The organism is Kineothrix sp. IPX-CK, from assembly GCF_039134705.1.
GTDB lineage: Bacteria > Bacillota > Clostridia > Lachnospirales > Lachnospiraceae > Kineothrix > Kineothrix sedimenti.
In genome coordinates this window covers 2654572-2673166 of record NZ_CP146256.1, presented here as the reverse complement: position 1 = coordinate 2673166, position 18595 = coordinate 2654572, and the positions used below count along the sequence as shown (strand labels likewise).

The 18595-nt window shown below is 45.3% G+C and carries 13 protein-coding genes; all 13 read left to right on the top strand.

All coding sequences use genetic code 11. From position 1 onward, the window contains the following. Positions 1-14 precede the first annotated feature (14 nt). The 13 genes from nagA (at position 15) to V6984_RS12865 (ending at position 18592) form a co-directional block, all read left to right on the top strand. Positions 15-1151 carry an N-acetylglucosamine-6-phosphate deacetylase gene (nagA, locus tag V6984_RS12925; RefSeq protein ID WP_342756041.1) on the top strand — a complete coding sequence of 379 codons (1137 nt, stop codon included), beginning with the start codon at positions 15-17 and terminating at the stop codon, positions 1149-1151. A gap of 194 nt (positions 1152-1345) precedes the next feature. Next, positions 1346-1669: a zf-HC2 domain-containing protein gene (locus V6984_RS12920; protein ID WP_342756040.1), complete on the top strand. Its 324-nt coding sequence runs from the start codon at positions 1346-1348 to the stop codon at positions 1667-1669. A 33-nt stretch (positions 1670-1702) separates the two neighbouring features. Continuing rightward, complete coding sequence (polA, locus tag V6984_RS12915; RefSeq protein ID WP_342756039.1) at positions 1703-4351, top strand: DNA polymerase I; 2649 nt, start codon at positions 1703-1705, stop codon at positions 4349-4351. Further along, positions 4338-4958, top strand: coding sequence for a dephospho-CoA kinase (coaE, locus tag V6984_RS12910; RefSeq protein WP_342756038.1), 621 nt, complete (start codon positions 4338-4340; stop codon positions 4956-4958). The genes polA and coaE overlap by 14 nt, the downstream gene beginning before the upstream one ends. Further along, the gene (locus V6984_RS12905; RefSeq protein ID WP_342760004.1) at positions 4955-7126 is read left to right on the top strand and encodes a cell division protein FtsA; all 2172 of its coding nucleotides are present in this window, start codon (positions 4955-4957) and stop codon (positions 7124-7126) included. Before coaE ends, V6984_RS12905 begins: the two co-directional genes overlap by 4 nt. A gap of 70 nt (positions 7127-7196) precedes the next feature. Further along, positions 7197-7994 carry an MBL fold metallo-hydrolase gene (locus V6984_RS12900; RefSeq protein ID WP_342756037.1) on the top strand — a complete coding sequence of 266 codons (798 nt, stop codon included), beginning with the start codon at positions 7197-7199 and terminating at the stop codon, positions 7992-7994. A 12-nt stretch (positions 7995-8006) separates the two neighbouring features. Continuing rightward, positions 8007-8279 carry an ACT domain-containing protein gene (locus V6984_RS12895; protein WP_342756036.1) on the top strand — a complete coding sequence of 91 codons (273 nt, stop codon included), beginning with the start codon at positions 8007-8009 and terminating at the stop codon, positions 8277-8279. Between the two features lie 19 nt (positions 8280-8298). After that, positions 8299-9663 carry a PFL family protein gene (locus tag V6984_RS12890; RefSeq protein ID WP_342756035.1) on the top strand — a complete coding sequence of 455 codons (1365 nt, stop codon included), beginning with the start codon at positions 8299-8301 and terminating at the stop codon, positions 9661-9663. Between the two features lie 205 nt (positions 9664-9868). Beyond that, positions 9869-11629: a glycoside hydrolase family 13 protein gene (locus tag V6984_RS12885; protein WP_342756034.1), complete on the top strand. Its 1761-nt coding sequence runs from the start codon at positions 9869-9871 to the stop codon at positions 11627-11629. A gap of 221 nt (positions 11630-11850) precedes the next feature. After that, positions 11851-14388, top strand: coding sequence for an ABC transporter substrate-binding protein (locus tag V6984_RS12880; RefSeq protein ID WP_342756033.1), 2538 nt, complete (start codon positions 11851-11853; stop codon positions 14386-14388). 30 nt (positions 14389-14418) lie between these two features. Further along, entirely contained in the window at positions 14419-16695 is a 2277-nt protein-coding gene (locus V6984_RS12875) for an extracellular solute-binding protein (RefSeq protein WP_342756032.1), read from the top strand. A 14-nt stretch (positions 16696-16709) separates the two neighbouring features. Next, the gene (locus V6984_RS12870) at positions 16710-17633 is read left to right on the top strand and encodes a sugar ABC transporter permease (protein ID WP_342756031.1); all 924 of its coding nucleotides are present in this window, start codon (positions 16710-16712) and stop codon (positions 17631-17633) included. Further along, a complete protein-coding gene (locus tag V6984_RS12865; RefSeq protein ID WP_342756030.1) occupies positions 17630-18592 on the top strand; it encodes a carbohydrate ABC transporter permease in 963 nt (320 codons plus the stop codon). The genes V6984_RS12870 and V6984_RS12865 overlap by 4 nt, the downstream gene beginning before the upstream one ends. Positions 18593-18595: the final 3 nt, after the last annotated feature.

Sequence of the window (18595 nt, the reverse complement as noted above, 5' to 3'; positions counted from 1 at the left end):
AGCTTGAGAGACATATGATTATTAAAAATGCTAATGTTTTTACGGAAGAAGGTAAATTTGTAAAGCAGGATATTTATATTAAAGACGGCCGGTTCGTAGAAAGCGAGATGCAGGCTGGTGCGGATGAGGTGATAGATGCGCAGGGCTGCATTGCTGTTCCGGGACTTACGGACATTCATTTTCATGGCTGTGTAGGCTATGATTTCTGTGACGGAACGAAGGAAGCGATTACGAAGATTGCGGAATATGAAGCATCAATAGGTGTTACCTCTATTGTACCGGCGACCATGACCTTGGGAGAGGAGATACTGACAGGTATCTGCAAGACGGCAGCAGAATACAGAAAGACTAGTAAAAATGATAAGGCTGCAGATTTGTGCGGAATCAATATGGAAGGTCCTTTCCTCGCAGAGAGCAAGAAGGGAGCGCAGAACAGCGCTTATCTCCACACGCCGGACGAGGGAATGTACGACCGTTTGAACGAAGCGGCCGACCATATGGTGAAGCTGGTGGCTATCGCTCCTGAAATAGAGGGCGCGATGGAATTCATTCAGTCGAAAAAGGGTGAGGTGGTGCTGTCCACTGCTCATACGGCAGCGGATTATGAAACGGCTCTGGAAGCCTTTGAAAAGGGAGCGACCCATGTGACTCATTTGTATAATGCGATGAATCCTTATACTCACAGAGCGCCCGGACTGATCGGTGCGGCTACGGATGCGGGAGCGGAGGTTGAGCTTATCTGCGACGGAGTGCATGTTCACCCTGCCGTTGTCCGCAACACTTTTAAGATGTTCGGAGAGGATAAGGTAATCTTGATCAGCGACAGCATGATGGCTACCGGTCTGGATGACGGCGATTATAGCCTCGGAGGGCAGGCGGTAAAGGTCGTAGGCAATCTGGCAACATTAGCGGACGGGACTATCGCTGGTTCCGCTACCAATTTGATGGATTGCGTAAGAACAGCGGTTCTCAAGATGCGTATTCCGTTAGAGACAGCGATTAAATGCGCAGCGGTCAACCCTGCTAAGAGCGTGGGAATATATGACGAATATGGCAGTATAACTCCCGGAAAGGTTGCCAATGTTGTTTTGCTTAAGAAGGATGACCTCGCTTTGGACTCTGTTATTCTGCGCGGGAACAAATTATCATAAGGTGTGACGATATTTTGGATGCGGAACGGATAAAACCGTCCGCATCCTTTTTGAATTAATTTATTCGGAGCACTTTTAAAATCCGTTATTTTAGTGTATAGTACATTATGTATGAATATATTATAGGAAAATATATCATATATAGTGTACGGCGAGCTGCTGTACGGCACATAATAAAGCTATGAGGAATGGGCATGAATTGTAAGGATATAGATAAAATGATACCGGCATTTTTAAATAAGGAATTGAGCGGCAGAGAATTGAACGATTTCATGGAGCACATTTCCAAATGTCCGGAATGCAAAGAGGAACTCAGCATACAGTTTCTCGTATTGGAAGGCATGGCCAGCCTCCAGGATGGAAGTACCTTTGATTTGCAGAAGAAGCTGGACAAGCAGTTGGAAGAAGCGAGAAGGAAGCTCAAAATCAGAAAAGGCATACATTTTTTGGTATACGGGTTGGAGATTCTGGCGATTATAACGATGATAACGATCATAGTACTGATAATGATATTATAAATAATTTATGGATACCGGGGAGATAGAAAGCGTATGAGCAAAATAGTTTTGATAGACGGACATAGTATTTTGAACCGGGCATTTTACGGAGTGCCCGACTTGAGCAACGCCGAGGGACTGCATACGAATGCGGTTTATGGCTTCCTCAATATCATGTTCAAGATTCTGGAGGAGGAGAATCCGCAGTATCTGGCGGTGGCTTTCGATGTCAAGGAACCTACCTTCCGCCACGAAATATATAAAGAATATAAAGGAACGAGAAAACCGATGCCGGCGGAGCTGCATGAGCAGGTGCCGGTGCTTAAGGATGTACTTAAGGCCATGGGGATCAAGATCATGGAGAAGCCGGGATTAGAGGCAGACGATATCTTAGGAACTCTTGCCAGACGTTCGGAGAAGGAGGGCATGGAAGTCGCCCTTATTTCGGGGGATAGGGATCTGCTTCAAATAGCCTCCGAGCATATCAAGATCAGGATTCCCAAGACAAAGGGAGGAAAGACGGAGATTGAGGATTACTACGCGGCGGACGTAAAGGCCAGGTATCAGGTAAGCCCTTTGCAGTTCATCGATTTAAAAGCGCTGATGGGAGATGCATCCGATAACATACCGGGAGTTCCCAAGGTAGGAGAAAAAACGGCTACGGAGCTGATGGTGCAATTTGGTTCCCTGGAGGGAATCTACGAGCACATCGAAGAAGTGACGAAGAAGGCAGTCAAGGAATCGCTCATAAACAATAAGGAGCTTGCAGATCTGAGCAGGATTCTGGCGGCCATTAACGTGGATGGCGATGTGGAATTTTCTTATGAAGATGCTGAGGTTCATGATTTTTATACGGAAGAGGCATATAAGCAATTCAAACGGCTGGAGTTCAAGAATTTGCTCAGCCGCTTTGAAAAAGGGCCTCTCGATAACAAGCAGGCGGATTACTTTAAAGAAATTACTGACCTTGCCCAAGCGGAGGAGGTTTTTGAACGGGCTCTTAAGCTGGGAGAAGGAAGGCATGCAGCCTTTGATGTCGTGGAGGATAGCGGTAAAGAGGAGGATTTCGTAGGACTTTGCTTTGCACTGGATGAAAAGGAGGTCTTTTTTATAAAGGCGGAGGGCTTCCTTACGAAAAAATATATGACGGACAAGCTGTCTGGCCTTGCCGGCAAGGTAAAGCTTGTTACTTATGATGTGAAAAATAAATATGCTTATCTTAGGACGGACAGGACGGAGGGGCTGTTTGATATATTGATTGCGGCTTATTTGCTGAATCCTCTGAAAAACGATTACGATCCTGAGGATATCGCCAATGAGCATCTGGGACTTATGATTCCTTCCAGGGCTCAATTGTTTGGAAAAGAACGCTTGAAGAAGGCCGCGCAGGATAGGGCGAAAGAGCTCACGGAGTATGCATGCTTTCTTGCTTATGTGGAATACATGGCAGCATCTGTATTGGAGAAGAAGCTGGCTGAGACAGGAATGGATAAGCTGATGCATGAGATAGAGATGCCCTTATCTTATGTGCTCCATGATATGGAGAAAGAGGGCATCAGAGTAATGCCTGAGGAGCTGAAACGGTACGGGGATGCGCTGAACGGGCGTATCGAAGAGTTGGAAACGGATATTCACAAGCAGGCGGGGAGCGATTTCAACATTAATTCACCCAAGCAGCTTGGAGAGATATTGTTTGAAAAGCTGGGTATGCCCGGCGGGAAAAAGACAAAAACGGGATATTCCACGGCAGCGGACGTGCTGGATAAGCTTGCGCCGGATTATCCTATTGTAGCGGATATATTGGAATACAGAGGTCTGACGAAATTGAAGTCCACCTATGCGGATGGCTTGGCGGTGTATATCGGAGAAGGTAATCGTATACACAGCACCTTTAACCAGACGATTACCGCCACCGGACGAATCAGTTCTACGGAGCCGAATTTGCAGAATATACCGATGCGTATGGAGCTGGGAAGGCTGATAAGGAAGGTGTTCGTTCCAAAGGAAGGTTTCGTGTTTACCGATGCGGATTATTCCCAGATAGAGCTTCGTGTGCTGGCCCATATGTCAGGGGACGACCAGTTGATAGAAGCCTATCGTATGGATGAGGACATCCACAGGATTACGGCATCGAAGGTGTTTCATACTCCCTTTGAGGAAGTGACGGATCTGCAGAGGCGCAATGCCAAGGCGGTAAACTTTGGAATCGTATACGGCATCAGCTCCTTCGGTCTCAGTCAGGATCTTAGTATTTCCAGAAAAGAAGCGGCGGAATATATCGAGCAGTACTTTGCCACCTATCCCGGCGTGAAGAAGTTTCTCGACAAGCTGGTGGAAGATGCGAAAAAGAATGGCTATGTAACTACGATGTTCGGACGAAGAAGGCCGGTGCCGGAGCTTTCTTCCAGCAATTTCATGCAGCGTTCCTTCGGCGAAAGGGTAGCGATGAATTCCCCTATACAGGGCACCGCGGCAGACATCATTAAAGTGGCAATGATACGGGTGTGGAAACGGCTGAAAGAGGAGAATCTTCGCTCGAAGCTCATTTTGCAAGTGCACGATGAGCTGTTAGTGGAGACTGCTTCGGACGAGCTTTCTAAGGTGGAGCATATTCTGAAGGAAGAAATGCGTGCGGCTGCAGATTTGGCAGTTGTATTGGAAACGGATATGCACACGGGAGAGAATTGGTATGAAGCCAAATAAGATTAGGATTATCGGCATTACCGGAGGAGTGGGTTCCGGGAAGACGGAAGTTTTATCCTATATAAAAGATAAGTATAACTGCACTGTTATTTTTGCAGACGAAGTAGCACATAAGGTGCAGGAGCCGGGGCAGGACTGCTATGGAGAGCTGATAGCGCTTTTGGGAGCGGATGTCTTAGCGGAGGATGGGCGAATCGACAGGACTAGGATGGCGGAGAAAATCTTTGCAGACGGCAATCTTTTAAAAGGGGTAAACCAAATCGTACATCCAGCAGTAAAAAGATATATTTTAGATGAAATAGACAGGGAAAAAGGGGAAGGGAAAATAGACTTCCTATTCATAGAAGCCGCATTGCTGATCGAGGACGGCTATGTGAATATCGCGGACGAGCTATGGTACGTCTTCGCATCGGAGGATGTTCGAAGAGAGCGACTGAAGAGCTCGCGTTCCTACAGCGATGCGAAGATAGATGGAATTCTTGGTAATCAGCTTTCGGAAGAAGAATATAAGAAGCATTGCAAGGTATGGATCGATAACGGTGGCAGTAAGCATAATACCTATGAGCAGATCGATAAGAAATTGGAGGAATACCTGTGGCAGAGATGAACAAGGAACACTCAATGAAAAAGTATCCGGGACAGATGGTTTTTGGCTTAGATATCGGAACGAGAAGCATTGTCGGTACGGTAGGGTACCGCAATAACGATCGTTTTTACGCTGTGGCACAGCGCATGAAGGAGCATGAGACCCGGGCCATGATGGACGGGCAGATTCACGATATACATAAGGTGGGAGAGACGATAGCAGCCGTGAAAGAGGAGCTTGAGGCGGCTACCGGGCGCAAGCTGACGGAGGCATGTATTGCGGCAGCAGGCCGTGTGCTCCGTACGGTGAATGTGACGGCGGACTGCGAATTTGGCAGCGATAAGGAAGTCACAAGGGAGGACATTTATGCCCTTTCCACCATGGGCGTGGAGAAGGCATACGGGGAGTTCCAGGCCTTAAACGATACGGATATAAAATTCTACTGCGTAGGATATTCGGTGGTCCGCTATTACATTAACCATTACCCGATCTCTAATCCGGAGGGGCATAAGGCGAAGGTGATCAGCGCGGATATGATTGCGACATTTCTGCCGGACGATGTGGTGGATGGCCTTTATAAAGCGGTGGGAATTGCAGGATTGAATGTGGCGAATATGACATTAGAGCCTATCGCGGCAATCCAGGTGGCGATTCCCGAGATGTATCGGATGCTCAATATCGCTTTGGTGGATGTGGGTGCCGGAACATCGGATATTTCGATTACGAAGGATGGAAGTATTATTGCCTTCGGTATGATTCCCATGGCAGGAGATGCTTTGACCGAGACGATAGCACGTCATTGTCTGGTAGATTTCGGTACTGCCGAGCAGATAAAGCGCAGTGCGGGAGAGCTTGAGATTATTACTTATAAGGATATTATGGGACTTGAGCAGACGATTTCCAAAGCGGAGGTTTTAGAAGTGGTGAATCCCGTCATTAAAGAAATGGCTCTGCAAATATCCGACAAGATCAAGGAATTGAACGGTGGAAAGGCAGTCAGTGCAGTATTCGTCGTAGGCGGGGGCGGAAAGATGGAGGGGTATACGGATACCCTTGCCGAGGATTTGGGCATACAGAAGGAAAGAGTCGCCGTGCGCGGAGAGGAAGTCATGCAGAAGATAGAGTTTCTGGAGGAGAATGTGAAGAAGGATTCCCTTCTGGTAACTCCTATCGGTATCTGTTTAAGCTTTTATGAGCAAAGTAATAACTTCATTTTTGTGGATTTTAACGGAGAGAGAGTAAAGCTTTACGATAATAATATGCTGTCCGTAGCGGATGCCGCTATTCAGGCGGAATTTTCCAATGAAGGCCTTTTTCCGAGGAGGGGGAAGGAGCTGAACTTTACAGTTGGCCAAAAGGCGAGGATCGTCAGGGGACAGTTGGGTGAAGCGGCGGTAATAAGGGTGAACGGGGAGGTGGCGGACATCCATACGCCTGTTCACGGCGGAGATAAGATAGAGGTGATAGCATCGACTGCAGGCGAACCGGCGGCCATGGAGCTGGGAGCGCTGAACGAGTTTGGCGATGTTATATGCGTAACAGTCAACGAAAAAAGGATCGAGCTGCCCAAATTTGCCAGCGTAAACGGTGAGCTCCAGTCAAAGTTCTATGATATCAAGGAAAACGATATTATCGAGCTGCTTAATTATTATACGGTGAGACAGATCGCAGAATTCATGGATGTCATTATCGACAAGAAAATGAATTTGTATGTAAATAATAAACTGGCTAATATGGACACCTTGGTATATGAGAACTTTTCGGTTATATGGACGATGGAGACACTTAAGCTTTCGGATGTGGAGCAGGATATGGAAGAAGACGGAGAGGAAATATATGATAGGGAGAACTCCGATGGAGAAGTGTATGCTGGCGAAGCATATGAAGAGGTGGAAGCCGCAGGGGAAGATCCGGCAGCGGAAAAGGCTTCCCGTCAGGTGCCTCTAAGCCCTGAAGGAGAGCCGGTACAGACGGTGGAAAATACGGTAATCGCTGTAATCGTAAACGGTAAACCCGTAGCGCTGACGGGAAAGAGCGCCTATGTATATGTGGATGTTTTTTCTCACATCGATTTCGATTTATCCAAGCCTCAAGGATCAGCGGTGATTACCATGCTGAACGGGCGGGAAGCCAGGTACATGGAACCGCTTCAGAACGGCGACACGGTGGAGATATATTGGAAAAAGTAGAGACTTTGGAATGAAAGTATTGTGCCTGCATTTCAACATTTGAGGGCATTGGAAAGGCGTGGAGATTAATATGCGGTTATGTAGTATAGCCAGCGGGAGCAGCGGAAACTGTATCTATGTGGGTTCCGATACGACCCATCTGCTGGTGGATGTGGGAATCAGTGGTAAAAGGACAAAAGAAGGGCTGCAAAAGATGGGAGTGAAGCCGGAGGAGTTAGACGGAATATTCATTACCCATGAGCATAACGACCATATTAACGGCTTGGGCGTAATGGCGAGAAAGTATGGAATTCCCGTTTACGGAACAAGGGGAACGCTTCAGGCGATAAAGGAGATGTCTTCGGTAGGACAAATCGATGAGTCGTTGTTTCAGGAAATCGAGGCGGATACTAAGATTACGGTAAAGGATATGGTATTGAATCCCATGCGGATATCCCATGATGCGGCTGAACCGGTGGCGTACCGTATCAGCCACGGAAAGCAGAGACTCGGTATTATTACCGACCTGGGTTGCTATAACGACTATACGGTGGAATGCTTAAAGGGAATGAACGCCCTTTTAATGGAAGCGAATCATGATGTGAATATGCTTCAGGTAGGTCCTTATCCGTATTATCTGAAAAAGAGAATATTGGGCGACAGAGGCCATTTGTCCAATGAGCTTTGCGGCAGGCTTCTTTCCCGGATATTGAATGATAATCTGCAAACGATTATTTTGGGACATCTGAGCAAGGAAAATAATCTGCCGGAGCTGGCATACGAAGCCGTAAGGGTGGAAATTGCCATGGCGGATAATGAGTACAAGGTCAATGATTTTCCGATTCGTGTGGCCAGCAGGAGCGAAGTGTCGGAAATGGTTGTAATATGAGGAGGAAAAATTATGAAGAGAACAATTATTACGGTAGTAGGTAAGGACACAGTGGGCATCATAGCGAAGGTATGTACATATCTTGCAGAGAACGATATTAATATCTTAGATATTTCCCAGACGATTGTTCAGGGATATTTCAATATGATGATGATTGTTGATACCAATCAGACCAGCAGGCATTTCGGAGATATCGTGGACGAGCTGGCCGCTCTCGGCGAGGAAATCGGCGTTATCATCAAATGCCAGAAGGAAGAAATCTTCGACACCATGCACAGAATATAGAGAAAAGAGGGAAGGACCTATGATTAATATATTTGAAGTCGCGGAAACGAACCAGATGATAGAAAAAGAGAATCTGGATGTTAGGACAATTACCCTCGGTATCAGCCTGTTGGACTGTATCGATTCCGATTTAAACAAACTGAATGAAAAGGTATACCATAAAATTTATGATGCAGCGAAAGACTTGGTGAAAACCGGCGAAGAAATCTCCAGAGAGTTCGGCATTCCCATTGTAAATAAAAGGATCTCCGTAACGCCTGTCGCGCTTATCGGCGGTGCGGCATGCCGGACGACGGAGGACTTTGCTTCCATAGCGAGAACTCTGGATAAAGTAGCGCATGAGGTGGGAGTGAATTTCATCGGCGGTTATTCCGCACAGGTTTCTAAGGGGATGACTCCGGCGGACAAGCTTTTGATTGAATCCATTCCGCTTGCTCTTTCCACCACGGAGAGGGTGTGCAGTTCCATCAACTTAGGCTCGACCAAGACCGGCATCAATATGGATGCGGTAAAGCTTATGGGCGAGATTATATTACAGACTGCAGAATATACGAAGGAAGACGACTCTTTGGGCTGTGCGAAGCTTGTTGTATTTTGCAATGCGCCGGATGACAATCCGTTCATGGCGGGCGCGTTCCACGGAGTGACGGAGGCGGATAAGATTATCAATGTAGGTGTCAGCGGACCGGGAGTTGTGAAGACCGCACTGAGCAAGGTGCGGGGCGAGAACTTCGAGGTGTTGTGCGAGACGATTAAAAAGACTGCTTTTAAGGTGACGAGAGTGGGGCAGCTCGTCGCGCAGGAGGCATCCAGGCGATTGAATGTTCCTTTTGGCATCGTGGACCTGTCGTTAGCCCCCACTCCGGCGGTAGGAGACAGTGTAGCAGAGATTTTGTGCGAGATAGGACTGGAATATGCGGGTGCGCCTGGAACGACGGCTGCGCTGGCGCTTTTGAACGATCAGGTGAAGAAGGGCGGTGTCATGGCCTCTTCTTATGTGGGGGGCTTAAGCGGAGCGTTTATTCCGGTCAGCGAGGATCAGGGAATGATCGATGCGGTGATTGCAGGAGCTCTTTCCATAGAGAAGCTTGAGGCTATGACATGCGTATGCTCCGTAGGCTTGGATATGATAGCCATTCCCGGAGATACGAAGGCAACGACTATTTCCGGTATTATTGCAGACGAGATGGCTATCGGCATGATCAACCAGAAAACCACGGCGGTACGCCTTATTCCGGTCATCGGAAAAGGGGTGGGAGAGACGGTGGAATTCGGCGGCTTGTTAGGATATGCGCCGATTATGCCGGTCAACAAGTTCTCCTGCGATGATTTTATTAACCGGGGAGGAAGAATACCGGCGCCAATTCATAGCTTTAAAAATTAGCAGTGGTATTAGGATAGGTGCTGATGTAAAGCTGATATAAGTATCAACATAAATATTGGAGGCTGTGCTTTCGGAATGATTTCATCCGGCAGTACAGCCTGTTTGCTGTTTCGAATTGACATTTTTCATTTGTAATAGTATTATCGTATTAGAGATTTTGGAAAACGTTTTCCAAACAACTTTTCAAATACAGGAGGATAATAAAATGGACTTTAATGCGGTGTATCATAGAGCTAACGACAATTATTGCTACCCTTTGAATGAGAATCAACTCATCATTAATATTAAGACGGGATATGATGTGAAATATGTGAATATTGTGCACGGTGATCCTTTTAAGTCGGGAATACTTGGCGGTGGTGAAAATTGGACGGGGGAGGCAGCGAACATCCCTTTTAAAAAGAGACTGAAGAACCAGCTTTGGTGGACAACGACGGTTGAGCCTGAATATAAACGGCTGAAATATTACTTCGAGCTGATAACGGAAAAAGAGAAGTGGTACTATTTCGAGGATGGCTTTATGAGCGAAGATCAGATGAATCTGGAGGGAAGGAGCAGACAATGTTTTGTATTTCCGTGGATGAATCCCGGAGATATTCCGGTAACGCCTGCCTGGGTGAACGATACGATCTGGTATCAGATTTTTCCGGAGCGCTTCTGTAACGGAGATACGTCGTTGAATACCGAGGAAATGCTGCCTTGGAGGAATAAGGGCAGTGTGAGAAACGACGAATTTTTTGGAGGAGATATTCAGGGAATTATCAATAAGCTGGATTATTTGAAGGAGCTTGGGATCTCCGGCCTATATTTGACACCTATCAATGAATCCCCTTCCTCCCATAAATATGACACTACTGATTATAAGAGGATAGACCCTAATTTCGGCACGGAGGAGACCTTTATGCGTCTGGTAGAGGAAGCACATGAAAAGGGGATTCGAATTATGCTGGACGGGGTATTTAACCATTGCGGGAAATATTTTGCTCCGTGGCAGGATGTCGTTGAGAAGGGAATGGAATCGGAATATTATGACTGGTTCATGATTAACGAATGGCCTTTCGGGCATAGCAAAGGAGCAGCCGTAGCGGGACAATATTACAGTTTTGCATTTTTTGATAATATGCCCAAGCTCAATACCAACAATCCCAGGGTAAGGAAATATCTGTTAGAGGTATGTGAAATGTGGGTGAAGAAATATCATGTGGACGGCATTAGACTGGATGTAGCCAATGAAATATCCCATGTGTTCTGTAAGGAACTGCGGACTCGGATGAAGGCGATAAAGCCGGACATCTATATTTTGGGTGAAATCTGGCATGACGCCATGCCTTGGCTTAGAGGGGATGAATTCGATGCGGTGATGAATTATCCGCTGGGAGAGAGCATCAAGGACTTTTGGATAGATAAAGGACTTACGAAGGAGGACTTCGAATATACGATTAACAGATGTTATACGGGATACATGCAGCAGACGAATGATGTGCTCTTCAATTTGCTGGATTCCCACGATACGAGGCGGCTTCGCTCGGAAGTTAAGAATCTGGATGAATATTTCCAGCAGCTTGCAGTGCTTTTTACCATGCCGGGAAGTCCATGTATATATTATGGAACAGAAATAGCCATGGAGGGAGGACATGATCCGGATTGCAGAAGATGTATGCCTTGGGAAAGTATCGAGGCGGGAGAATACAATGATAGAATTGGAATCATCAGACAGCTCATCCATTTGCGAAAGGAGGAGCCTTTACTGAGAAACAGAAATTTCCATTTTCCCAACAAAATTTCCAATCCCCGCATTATCGAATTTCTGAAAGTGGAATGGGCAGACAGGTATGTGGAGGTCATCATCAACTGTGAAGAGGAAGACATCGAGATTCCAGGAAAAGGGAGGATTCTTTTCGAAAGATACTATATTGACAACGTTCTCTTAAAAAATGGAATTTTAATTAGAAAAATAGAAAACTAGCTATTTTCCCTTTCTTTTTTACCTGGAAAAATTGTTTTGGTGTCAAGATATAACTGCGGCTTCAGAAATTATTAAGAAGTGTCAGGTTGTACTGGCGTGGATACTATGATATTCTATATGTAGTGTTTTTCTCACATACAATTATGTAAATTGTGGTTTACTTATAAAATTAAAAGAGCGGTACGAGATGTGCAGGATATGGAAAGGATATGGAGAGTATTATGAAGGGTGTAAGGGATTGTAGGAACAAGAGGATAATAGCTGCGTCGGCGGCGTTTTTTGCCTGCCTTTATCTGGCAGGCTGCGGAGGCAGCGCAGAGAATACTACGGCACAGAAGGAATTCGTATATGTACCTGAATATCAGGAAATAGACAATGGACAAAGCGGCGCGGAGAGTATAACCGTTATCGGCGATACCATTTACTATCTGGGAAGCGAATATGATGATACGACGCAGAAATCTACTTCATATTTGTACGAGCTCAAGATTGGAGCTGAGGAACCTGTTAAAAAGCCGCTGAATTTAGACGGAGATTCGAGCATTTCGAGAATGAGTGCGGATTCCGAGGGCGGCTTGCAGGCAATTGTAGTCACCTATCTGTATGACGAAGAGGGATTATCTGGGGAGGAAGCAGATGGTACTGAGGCTGAGGCGCAGGATGAAGCTGCAGGCGAAGACGGGAATGTAAGCGGAACTGCGGAGGAAGAATCTGCGGATGATGAAGCAGCGGCAAGTGATGGGGATGAGATTGCAAGCGGTGAAGATGCTGCAGACGAAACCGACGATACGGATGGGGAAGGAGCTTCCTCGGCTAGCGTTACTTCTACGAGTGTATCGCATTCCGGCGGCGGTAGTGTAGTAGTTTCCTCAGCGGAATCCACCAGCGTGATATCTGCAGACGATTATCAGGCACCCGTTTCCCAGAAGACGGAAATCTGCAAGCTTTCTGTGGACGGTACAATCATTTCGTCAGTGGACGTGAGTAGTATATTTGAAGATGAAAATACATATGTACAGTACTTGGAGACGGATAAGGACGGGAATATATATCTGGCCTATGACCAAGGGGTATGGGTGCTGGATAAGGATGGCAAGGAGCTGTTCACGGTAGAGGTGGAAAACTGGATCAATAATATGTTCTCTACCAAAGATGGAACTGTGATGCTGGTATATTACGGTCAGGAAAATATGGAGATTCACCCTATTGATCTGGTGAAAAAAGGTGTAGGAGAGGCGCAGAATAATATGATGGTTTCCTCCTTCAGCAACTATATTTTCGCCAAAGGTGTACAGGATGATGTTGTGTTCAGCTCAGATAATTTCCTGTATTCTTATAATATGGGGGACGAGGCACCGACAGAAATACTCAATTGGATAGATTGTGACATTAACAGCAGCGATCTGATTGCCTTCGCTATGCTGGAGGACGGCAGGGTATTAGCTGTTACTTCCTACTGGACGGAGGACTCGAATACAATTGAACTGGCCTTTCTTACCAAGAAGAAGGGAAGCGAGGTGCCGGAGAAGAAAATCATCACCTACAGCACAATGTATCTTGGCTATGATACCCGCAAACAGGTTATCGATTTTAATAAGAAAAATCAGGAATACCGAATCGAAATAAAAGAATACATGCAGATGAATGACGATTACGAGGCGGGACTTACGCAGATGAATTCGGATATCGTCAGCGGGAATATGCCTGATATCATAGACGTTTCCAATGGTACCACGCAGCAATATGCGACTAAGGGGCTTTTGGAGGATTTGTATCCTTATCTCGACAATGATGCCGAGTTAAAGAGGGAGAATTATCTGCCGAATATACTGAAGGCGTATGAGGTAGATGGAAAGCTTTATACGATTTCGCCGTTTTTTACTATAAATACGGTAATCGCGAAGAAATCAGTGGTAGGGGACCGAAGCAGCATTACTCTGGACGAACTTATAAACATGGTAAAAGAGCTGCCTGATAATGTAGAGTTATATGATTATGGGACAAAGAGTACGGTTCTCATGTACAATATTATGATGAATATGGACCAATATGTGGATTGGAACACCGGCGAATGCAAATTTAACGGAGATGATTTTGTAAAAGCGCTTGAATTCGCCAATTATTTTGATTTGGAATTCGATTACGACAGAATGGGAGGAAATACCGCGGGGAGGCTGCAAAGCGGAGAGCTTCTTATGTTAAATACCGGAATCAGCGGAATAACGGATTACCAGATGTATGAAGCGATGTTCGGAGAACCTGTCGCGTTTATCGGGTATCCTACGAACAAGGATAATGGTTCTTTTATTTCCGGTTCAGGAGCTTCTCTGGCAATGAGCTCCAAGTCGAAAAACAAAGACGGGGTATGGCAGTTTATCCGCACGATGCTTACGGAAGATGCTCAACAGCAAACGGATGGTTATGGTTTCCCGATTATGAAATCTGCGTTGGAGCTGATGTTTGAGGATGCAATGGAACAGGAATATTACGAAGATGTTGACGGCAATAAAGTGAAACAGATGAAAACATCATGGGGGTATGACGATTTTAATGTAGATATTTATGCAGCTACCCAGGAGCAGGCGGATATAGTAAGAGGCCTGATAGAGGGCGTGGATAGCTTGTATCAATATAATGAACAGATTACAGCCATTGTGGATGAAGAGGCGGCTGCCTTTTTCGAAGGACAGAAGAACTCAAAAGAAGTGGCGGATATCATACAGAGCAGGGTGCAGATTTACGTTAATGAAAACAGATAATGACAGCTGTTTGAAAGGGGAAATAATTAAGTGAGTAAGGGTAGAAAAGCAGGGATATTAGGCCTGGCGGCAGTGCTGGCTTTGCAGCTTGCAGGCTGCGGTAAGACAAATGAGGTTCAGGAAACCGCAGGAACTCAGGATAAGGATTACATATACGTAGCGGATTACCGTACTTTGGAAGCAGAGGGCTATACGACGGGAAGTATGATATTCGGTGAAGATGAAAAGGTTTATTTTGCCGGAAGCAGCGAGGACGGCACCACTCAGTTATTTTCTATGGACATCGGGACGGAAGGAAATACTCCCGAGCAGGTGCCTGTTGAGCTTGAAGCAGATGCTTTCATTTCCGCTATCGGTACCGACAGTGAGGGTAATCTCATACTGGGATTAGTAAAATATATGTCTGCGGCAGCAGACGAGGAGGCAGTGACAGAAGATGCGGCTGCCGGAGTGGAAAGTGTAGAAATAAGAAAAATATCCCAGGACGGACGAATGCTGGAATCAGTGGATGTCATGAACTCGCTTGGAAAAGTGAAGGACTTGTATATCCAGCATATACTGGAAGACAAAGACGGCAACTATTACGTGAATGCCAATCAGAGCATATATGTATTAAAGCCTTCGGGTGAGATGCTTTGTGAGCTTCCGGTGGGCACCTATATTGAGAATCTTTTTCGAATGAGGGATGGAACGGTGGTTGTCGGCTTTTATGGTGACACCGACTGGCGTCTGCAGGCAGTGGATCTTTCGGGAAAAACACTTAAAGATTTGAACAGCAGTATATCCTTCGGCTACGGTACCTATCAAGCGGGAGCGGATACCGATATACTTTACACGCGGGAGACGAAACTGTACACATGCAATATCAGCGACACGGAGCCGACGGAGGTTCTGGATTGGCTGGAAAGTGACGTTAACAGCACCAGCCTGCGAGGCGTGAAACAGCTTAAGGATGGAAGAATTGCTGCTTTATCAGTAGACTTTATGTCCGAGCAGAGCAAGCCGGAGCTGATTGTTGTTACGAAAAAAGAACGATCCGAAGTTCCTGAAAAGGCGACACTGACCTATGGAACAGTAATGGTTCCCTATTATCTCTCCAATGATATCGCTGCATTTAATAAACAAAGCGATAAATACCGGATTGAAGTAAAACAGTATGGAGACGACAGCATGGACTATGATGAACGTGTCGCTCTTCTGGCAGCAGATTTGGCCAGCGGTCAAGGGCCGGATCTGATCGATATGGTATACAGCTTTACTTCTTTAGACAAACTTATTTCCATGGGAGCGTTGGAGGATATTACGTCTTACCTGGAAAATGATACGGTAATAAACAAAGAGGATTATTTTGAAAATGTGTTATATACTTATGCACGGGACGGTAAATTATATGCAATCATACCTTGGTTCGGAATAAATACTCTTGTGGGCAAGGTCTCCGATGTAGGCGACAAAAGAACATGGACTGTGGATGATATGATAAAGCTGATAGATTCCAAGCCTGCCGATACCCAGATACTGGATTATAATACAAAGAATTCGGTATTGCAGCTTCTATGCTCCATGAACATGGAAGAATTCGTGGATGAGGAGACTGGAGCATGCGACTTTACCGGAGAGGAATTTAAACGGATTATGGAATTTTCCAACCGTTTTCCGAAAGAAATAAGTGAAGAGCCTGATTCCAGTCAATTTGACAGAATAAGAAACGGACAATTGCTTTTAATGGAAGAAAACCTTACCTCTGTCCAGCAATTTCAAATATATGAACATATATTCGGAGAGGAAATTAACGTAATCGGTTATCCTACCATAAACGATTACGGTTCCATAATAAAATCAAATGGAACCACAGCAGGAATGAATGTAAACTCTAAAAACAAAGAGGGCGCATGGGAATTTCTGAAGTTTAATCTGACCAAAGAAAGGCAGGAAAACATACAGTCGGCAAACGGCGGTTTTCCTACCATGAAGGCGGCGCTTGAAAAACAGTTTGCAAAAGACATGGAAGCGGAATATTATGAAGATACGGACGGTACGCAGAAGGAGAAATCCAAATCGACGTGGACTTATGGTTCCGGGACAGATAATGTCACGGTGGATGTATACGCAGCTTCTAAAGAGCAGGTCGACAGAGTGCGGGAAATCATAGAACGCTCCGTTGGACTGGATGGAACAGAAAGCGAGGAAATGCTTTCGATCATAAGCGAGGAAGCACAATCCTATTTTGAAGGGCAGAAGAGTGCGGACGATGCGGCAGCTCTGATTCAGAACCGTTTACAGACATACATTAATGAGACGAGATAGAAGGTAATTATATTGTGAGAAAGGAATTAAAAGCTCCGAAAAATAAAAAAAAGAAAAATATAAATAGCCTGCGTAAAAAGGGCGAAAGAGGAAAACGCATATCCTGCGTTTTCCTGTCTCCAAGCATATTAGGTGTATTGGTGTTTTTTGTTGTGCCCTTTTTAGTGGTCATTTATTATTCTGTGGTGGACAATCCGATCAACCACAGCTTCGTATTTCTGGATAATTTCAGGAATGTATTTAATAACGGGGCATTCCGGCAGGCAGCCGCCAACACGATGAAGTTTTCGCTGATTGCAGTTCCGCTTGCTGTTGTGCTGGCGCTGGGACTGGCATTGCTTCTCGACAGCAAGATACCGTTTCGGAGTCAGTTTCGGACATTTTTCCTGACGCCGATGATGGTTCCCATCGCGTCTATTGTTTTGATCTGGCAGGTACTGTTTCACTATAACGGCATGGTGAACGATGTCATAGGCTTGTTCGGAGCGGGTAAAATCGACTGGCTGAAATCGGACTACGCCCAGATCGTCATTATTGTTTTATTTCTGTGGAAGAATCTGGGATATAACATGATTTTGTTTATGGCTGCGTTAAGCAGCATACCTAAAGATATTCTCGAGGTGGCTGTACTGGAAAGCGCTAAGCCGAGGCAGATTTTCTTTTATATTAAGCTGAGGTATTTATCCTCAACACTATTATTTGTGACCATTATGTCGCTTATCAATTCCTTTAAGGTATTTAGGGAAATATATCTATTGACGGGCAGTTATCCTTATAATACGTTATATATGATGCAGCATTTTATGAATAATACGTTCGGTTCGCTAGACTATCAGAAATTGTCGGCAGCGGCTATTATGATGTCCATTGTAATGGTAATTTTGATTGGAATTCTCTTCCTTACGGAAAATTATTTCGGAAAGGATGTGGAAGGATGACATTTAGAAAAAGTGTATTAAAGGGAACCGGAACGGCATTAAGCGACCGCGTATTTATCAAAAAAAAGAAAAAGAAAAAGAGAAGGACCTTCGAAAAGAGAGCGATGGCAACGATAATCGCCGCTTTCTTCGCGATACTTTTTCTTATGCCGATCATACTTACGGTAACGAATTCCTTCATGTCGGCGTCGGAAATATCTTCTAATTACGGACAAGTATTTTCTACCACCGATACCGGAGGAAAAACTTATATTTCGGAAAAGGTAAACTTAAAATTTATTCCGGATATTGTGTCCTTCAGTCAGTATATCACGGTTCTCCTTAAGAGCCCTGATTATTTATTCAAGTTTTGGAATTCCGTCATTTTGGTAGTTCCTATCGTCGGTTTCCAATTGCTGGTGGCAGCCTTGGCTTCGTATGGTTTTACCAGATACAGGGGCAGACTAAAAGAAATAATATTTTTTGTTTATATCATATTGATGCTGATGCCCTATCAGGTTACCCTGGTGCCTAACTATTTGGTGTCGGGCTGGCTGAATATCATTGATACGAGGTGGGCGATATGGCTGCCGGGCATTTTTTCTCCATTTGCAGTATATCTGCTGACCAAATTCATGCGCAGGATTCCGGTGTCGGTAATAGAAGCGGCGCAGATTGACGGAGCCGGGGAATGGCAGATATTCAGACGGATATGTATGCCTCTTTGCAAGGGCTGTATGTGCTCCATTGCAATTTTAATTTTTATAGACTATTGGAATATGGTGGAACAACCCCTCATATTGCTTTCAGATGAAGCGATGCACCCGTTATCCGTATTTCTCTCGAAAATCAATGCGGGAGAAATAGGACTGGCATTTGCCGTCGCTACGATATACATGGTACCTACGCTTTTGGTGTTCCTATACGGAGAGGATTATTTGGTAGAGGGAATCACTTATCAGGGCGGAATTAAGGGATAGGAG

Excerpts from the sequence above, each read along its gene's own strand:
- nagA (WP_342756041.1), top strand. The coding sequence starts at position 15 with ATGATTATTAAAAATGCTAATGTTTTTACGGAAGAAGGTAAATTTGTA.
- V6984_RS12920 (WP_342756040.1), top strand. The coding sequence starts at position 1,346 with ATGAATTGTAAGGATATAGATAAAATGATACCGGCATTTTTAAATAAG.
- polA (WP_342756039.1), top strand. The coding sequence starts at position 1,703 with ATGAGCAAAATAGTTTTGATAGACGGACATAGTATTTTGAACCGGGCA.
- coaE (WP_342756038.1), top strand. The coding sequence starts at position 4,338 with ATGAAGCCAAATAAGATTAGGATTATCGGCATTACCGGAGGAGTGGGT.
- V6984_RS12905 (WP_342760004.1), top strand. The coding sequence starts at position 4,955 with ATGAACAAGGAACACTCAATGAAAAAGTATCCGGGACAGATGGTTTTT.
- V6984_RS12900 (WP_342756037.1), top strand. The coding sequence starts at position 7,197 with ATGCGGTTATGTAGTATAGCCAGCGGGAGCAGCGGAAACTGTATCTAT.
- V6984_RS12895 (WP_342756036.1), top strand. The coding sequence starts at position 8,007 with ATGAAGAGAACAATTATTACGGTAGTAGGTAAGGACACAGTGGGCATC.
- V6984_RS12890 (WP_342756035.1), top strand. The coding sequence starts at position 8,299 with ATGATTAATATATTTGAAGTCGCGGAAACGAACCAGATGATAGAAAAA.
- V6984_RS12885 (WP_342756034.1), top strand. The coding sequence starts at position 9,869 with ATGGACTTTAATGCGGTGTATCATAGAGCTAACGACAATTATTGCTAC.
- V6984_RS12880 (WP_342756033.1), top strand. The coding sequence starts at position 11,851 with ATGAAGGGTGTAAGGGATTGTAGGAACAAGAGGATAATAGCTGCGTCG.
- V6984_RS12865 (WP_342756030.1), top strand. The coding sequence starts at position 17,630 with ATGACATTTAGAAAAAGTGTATTAAAGGGAACCGGAACGGCATTAAGC.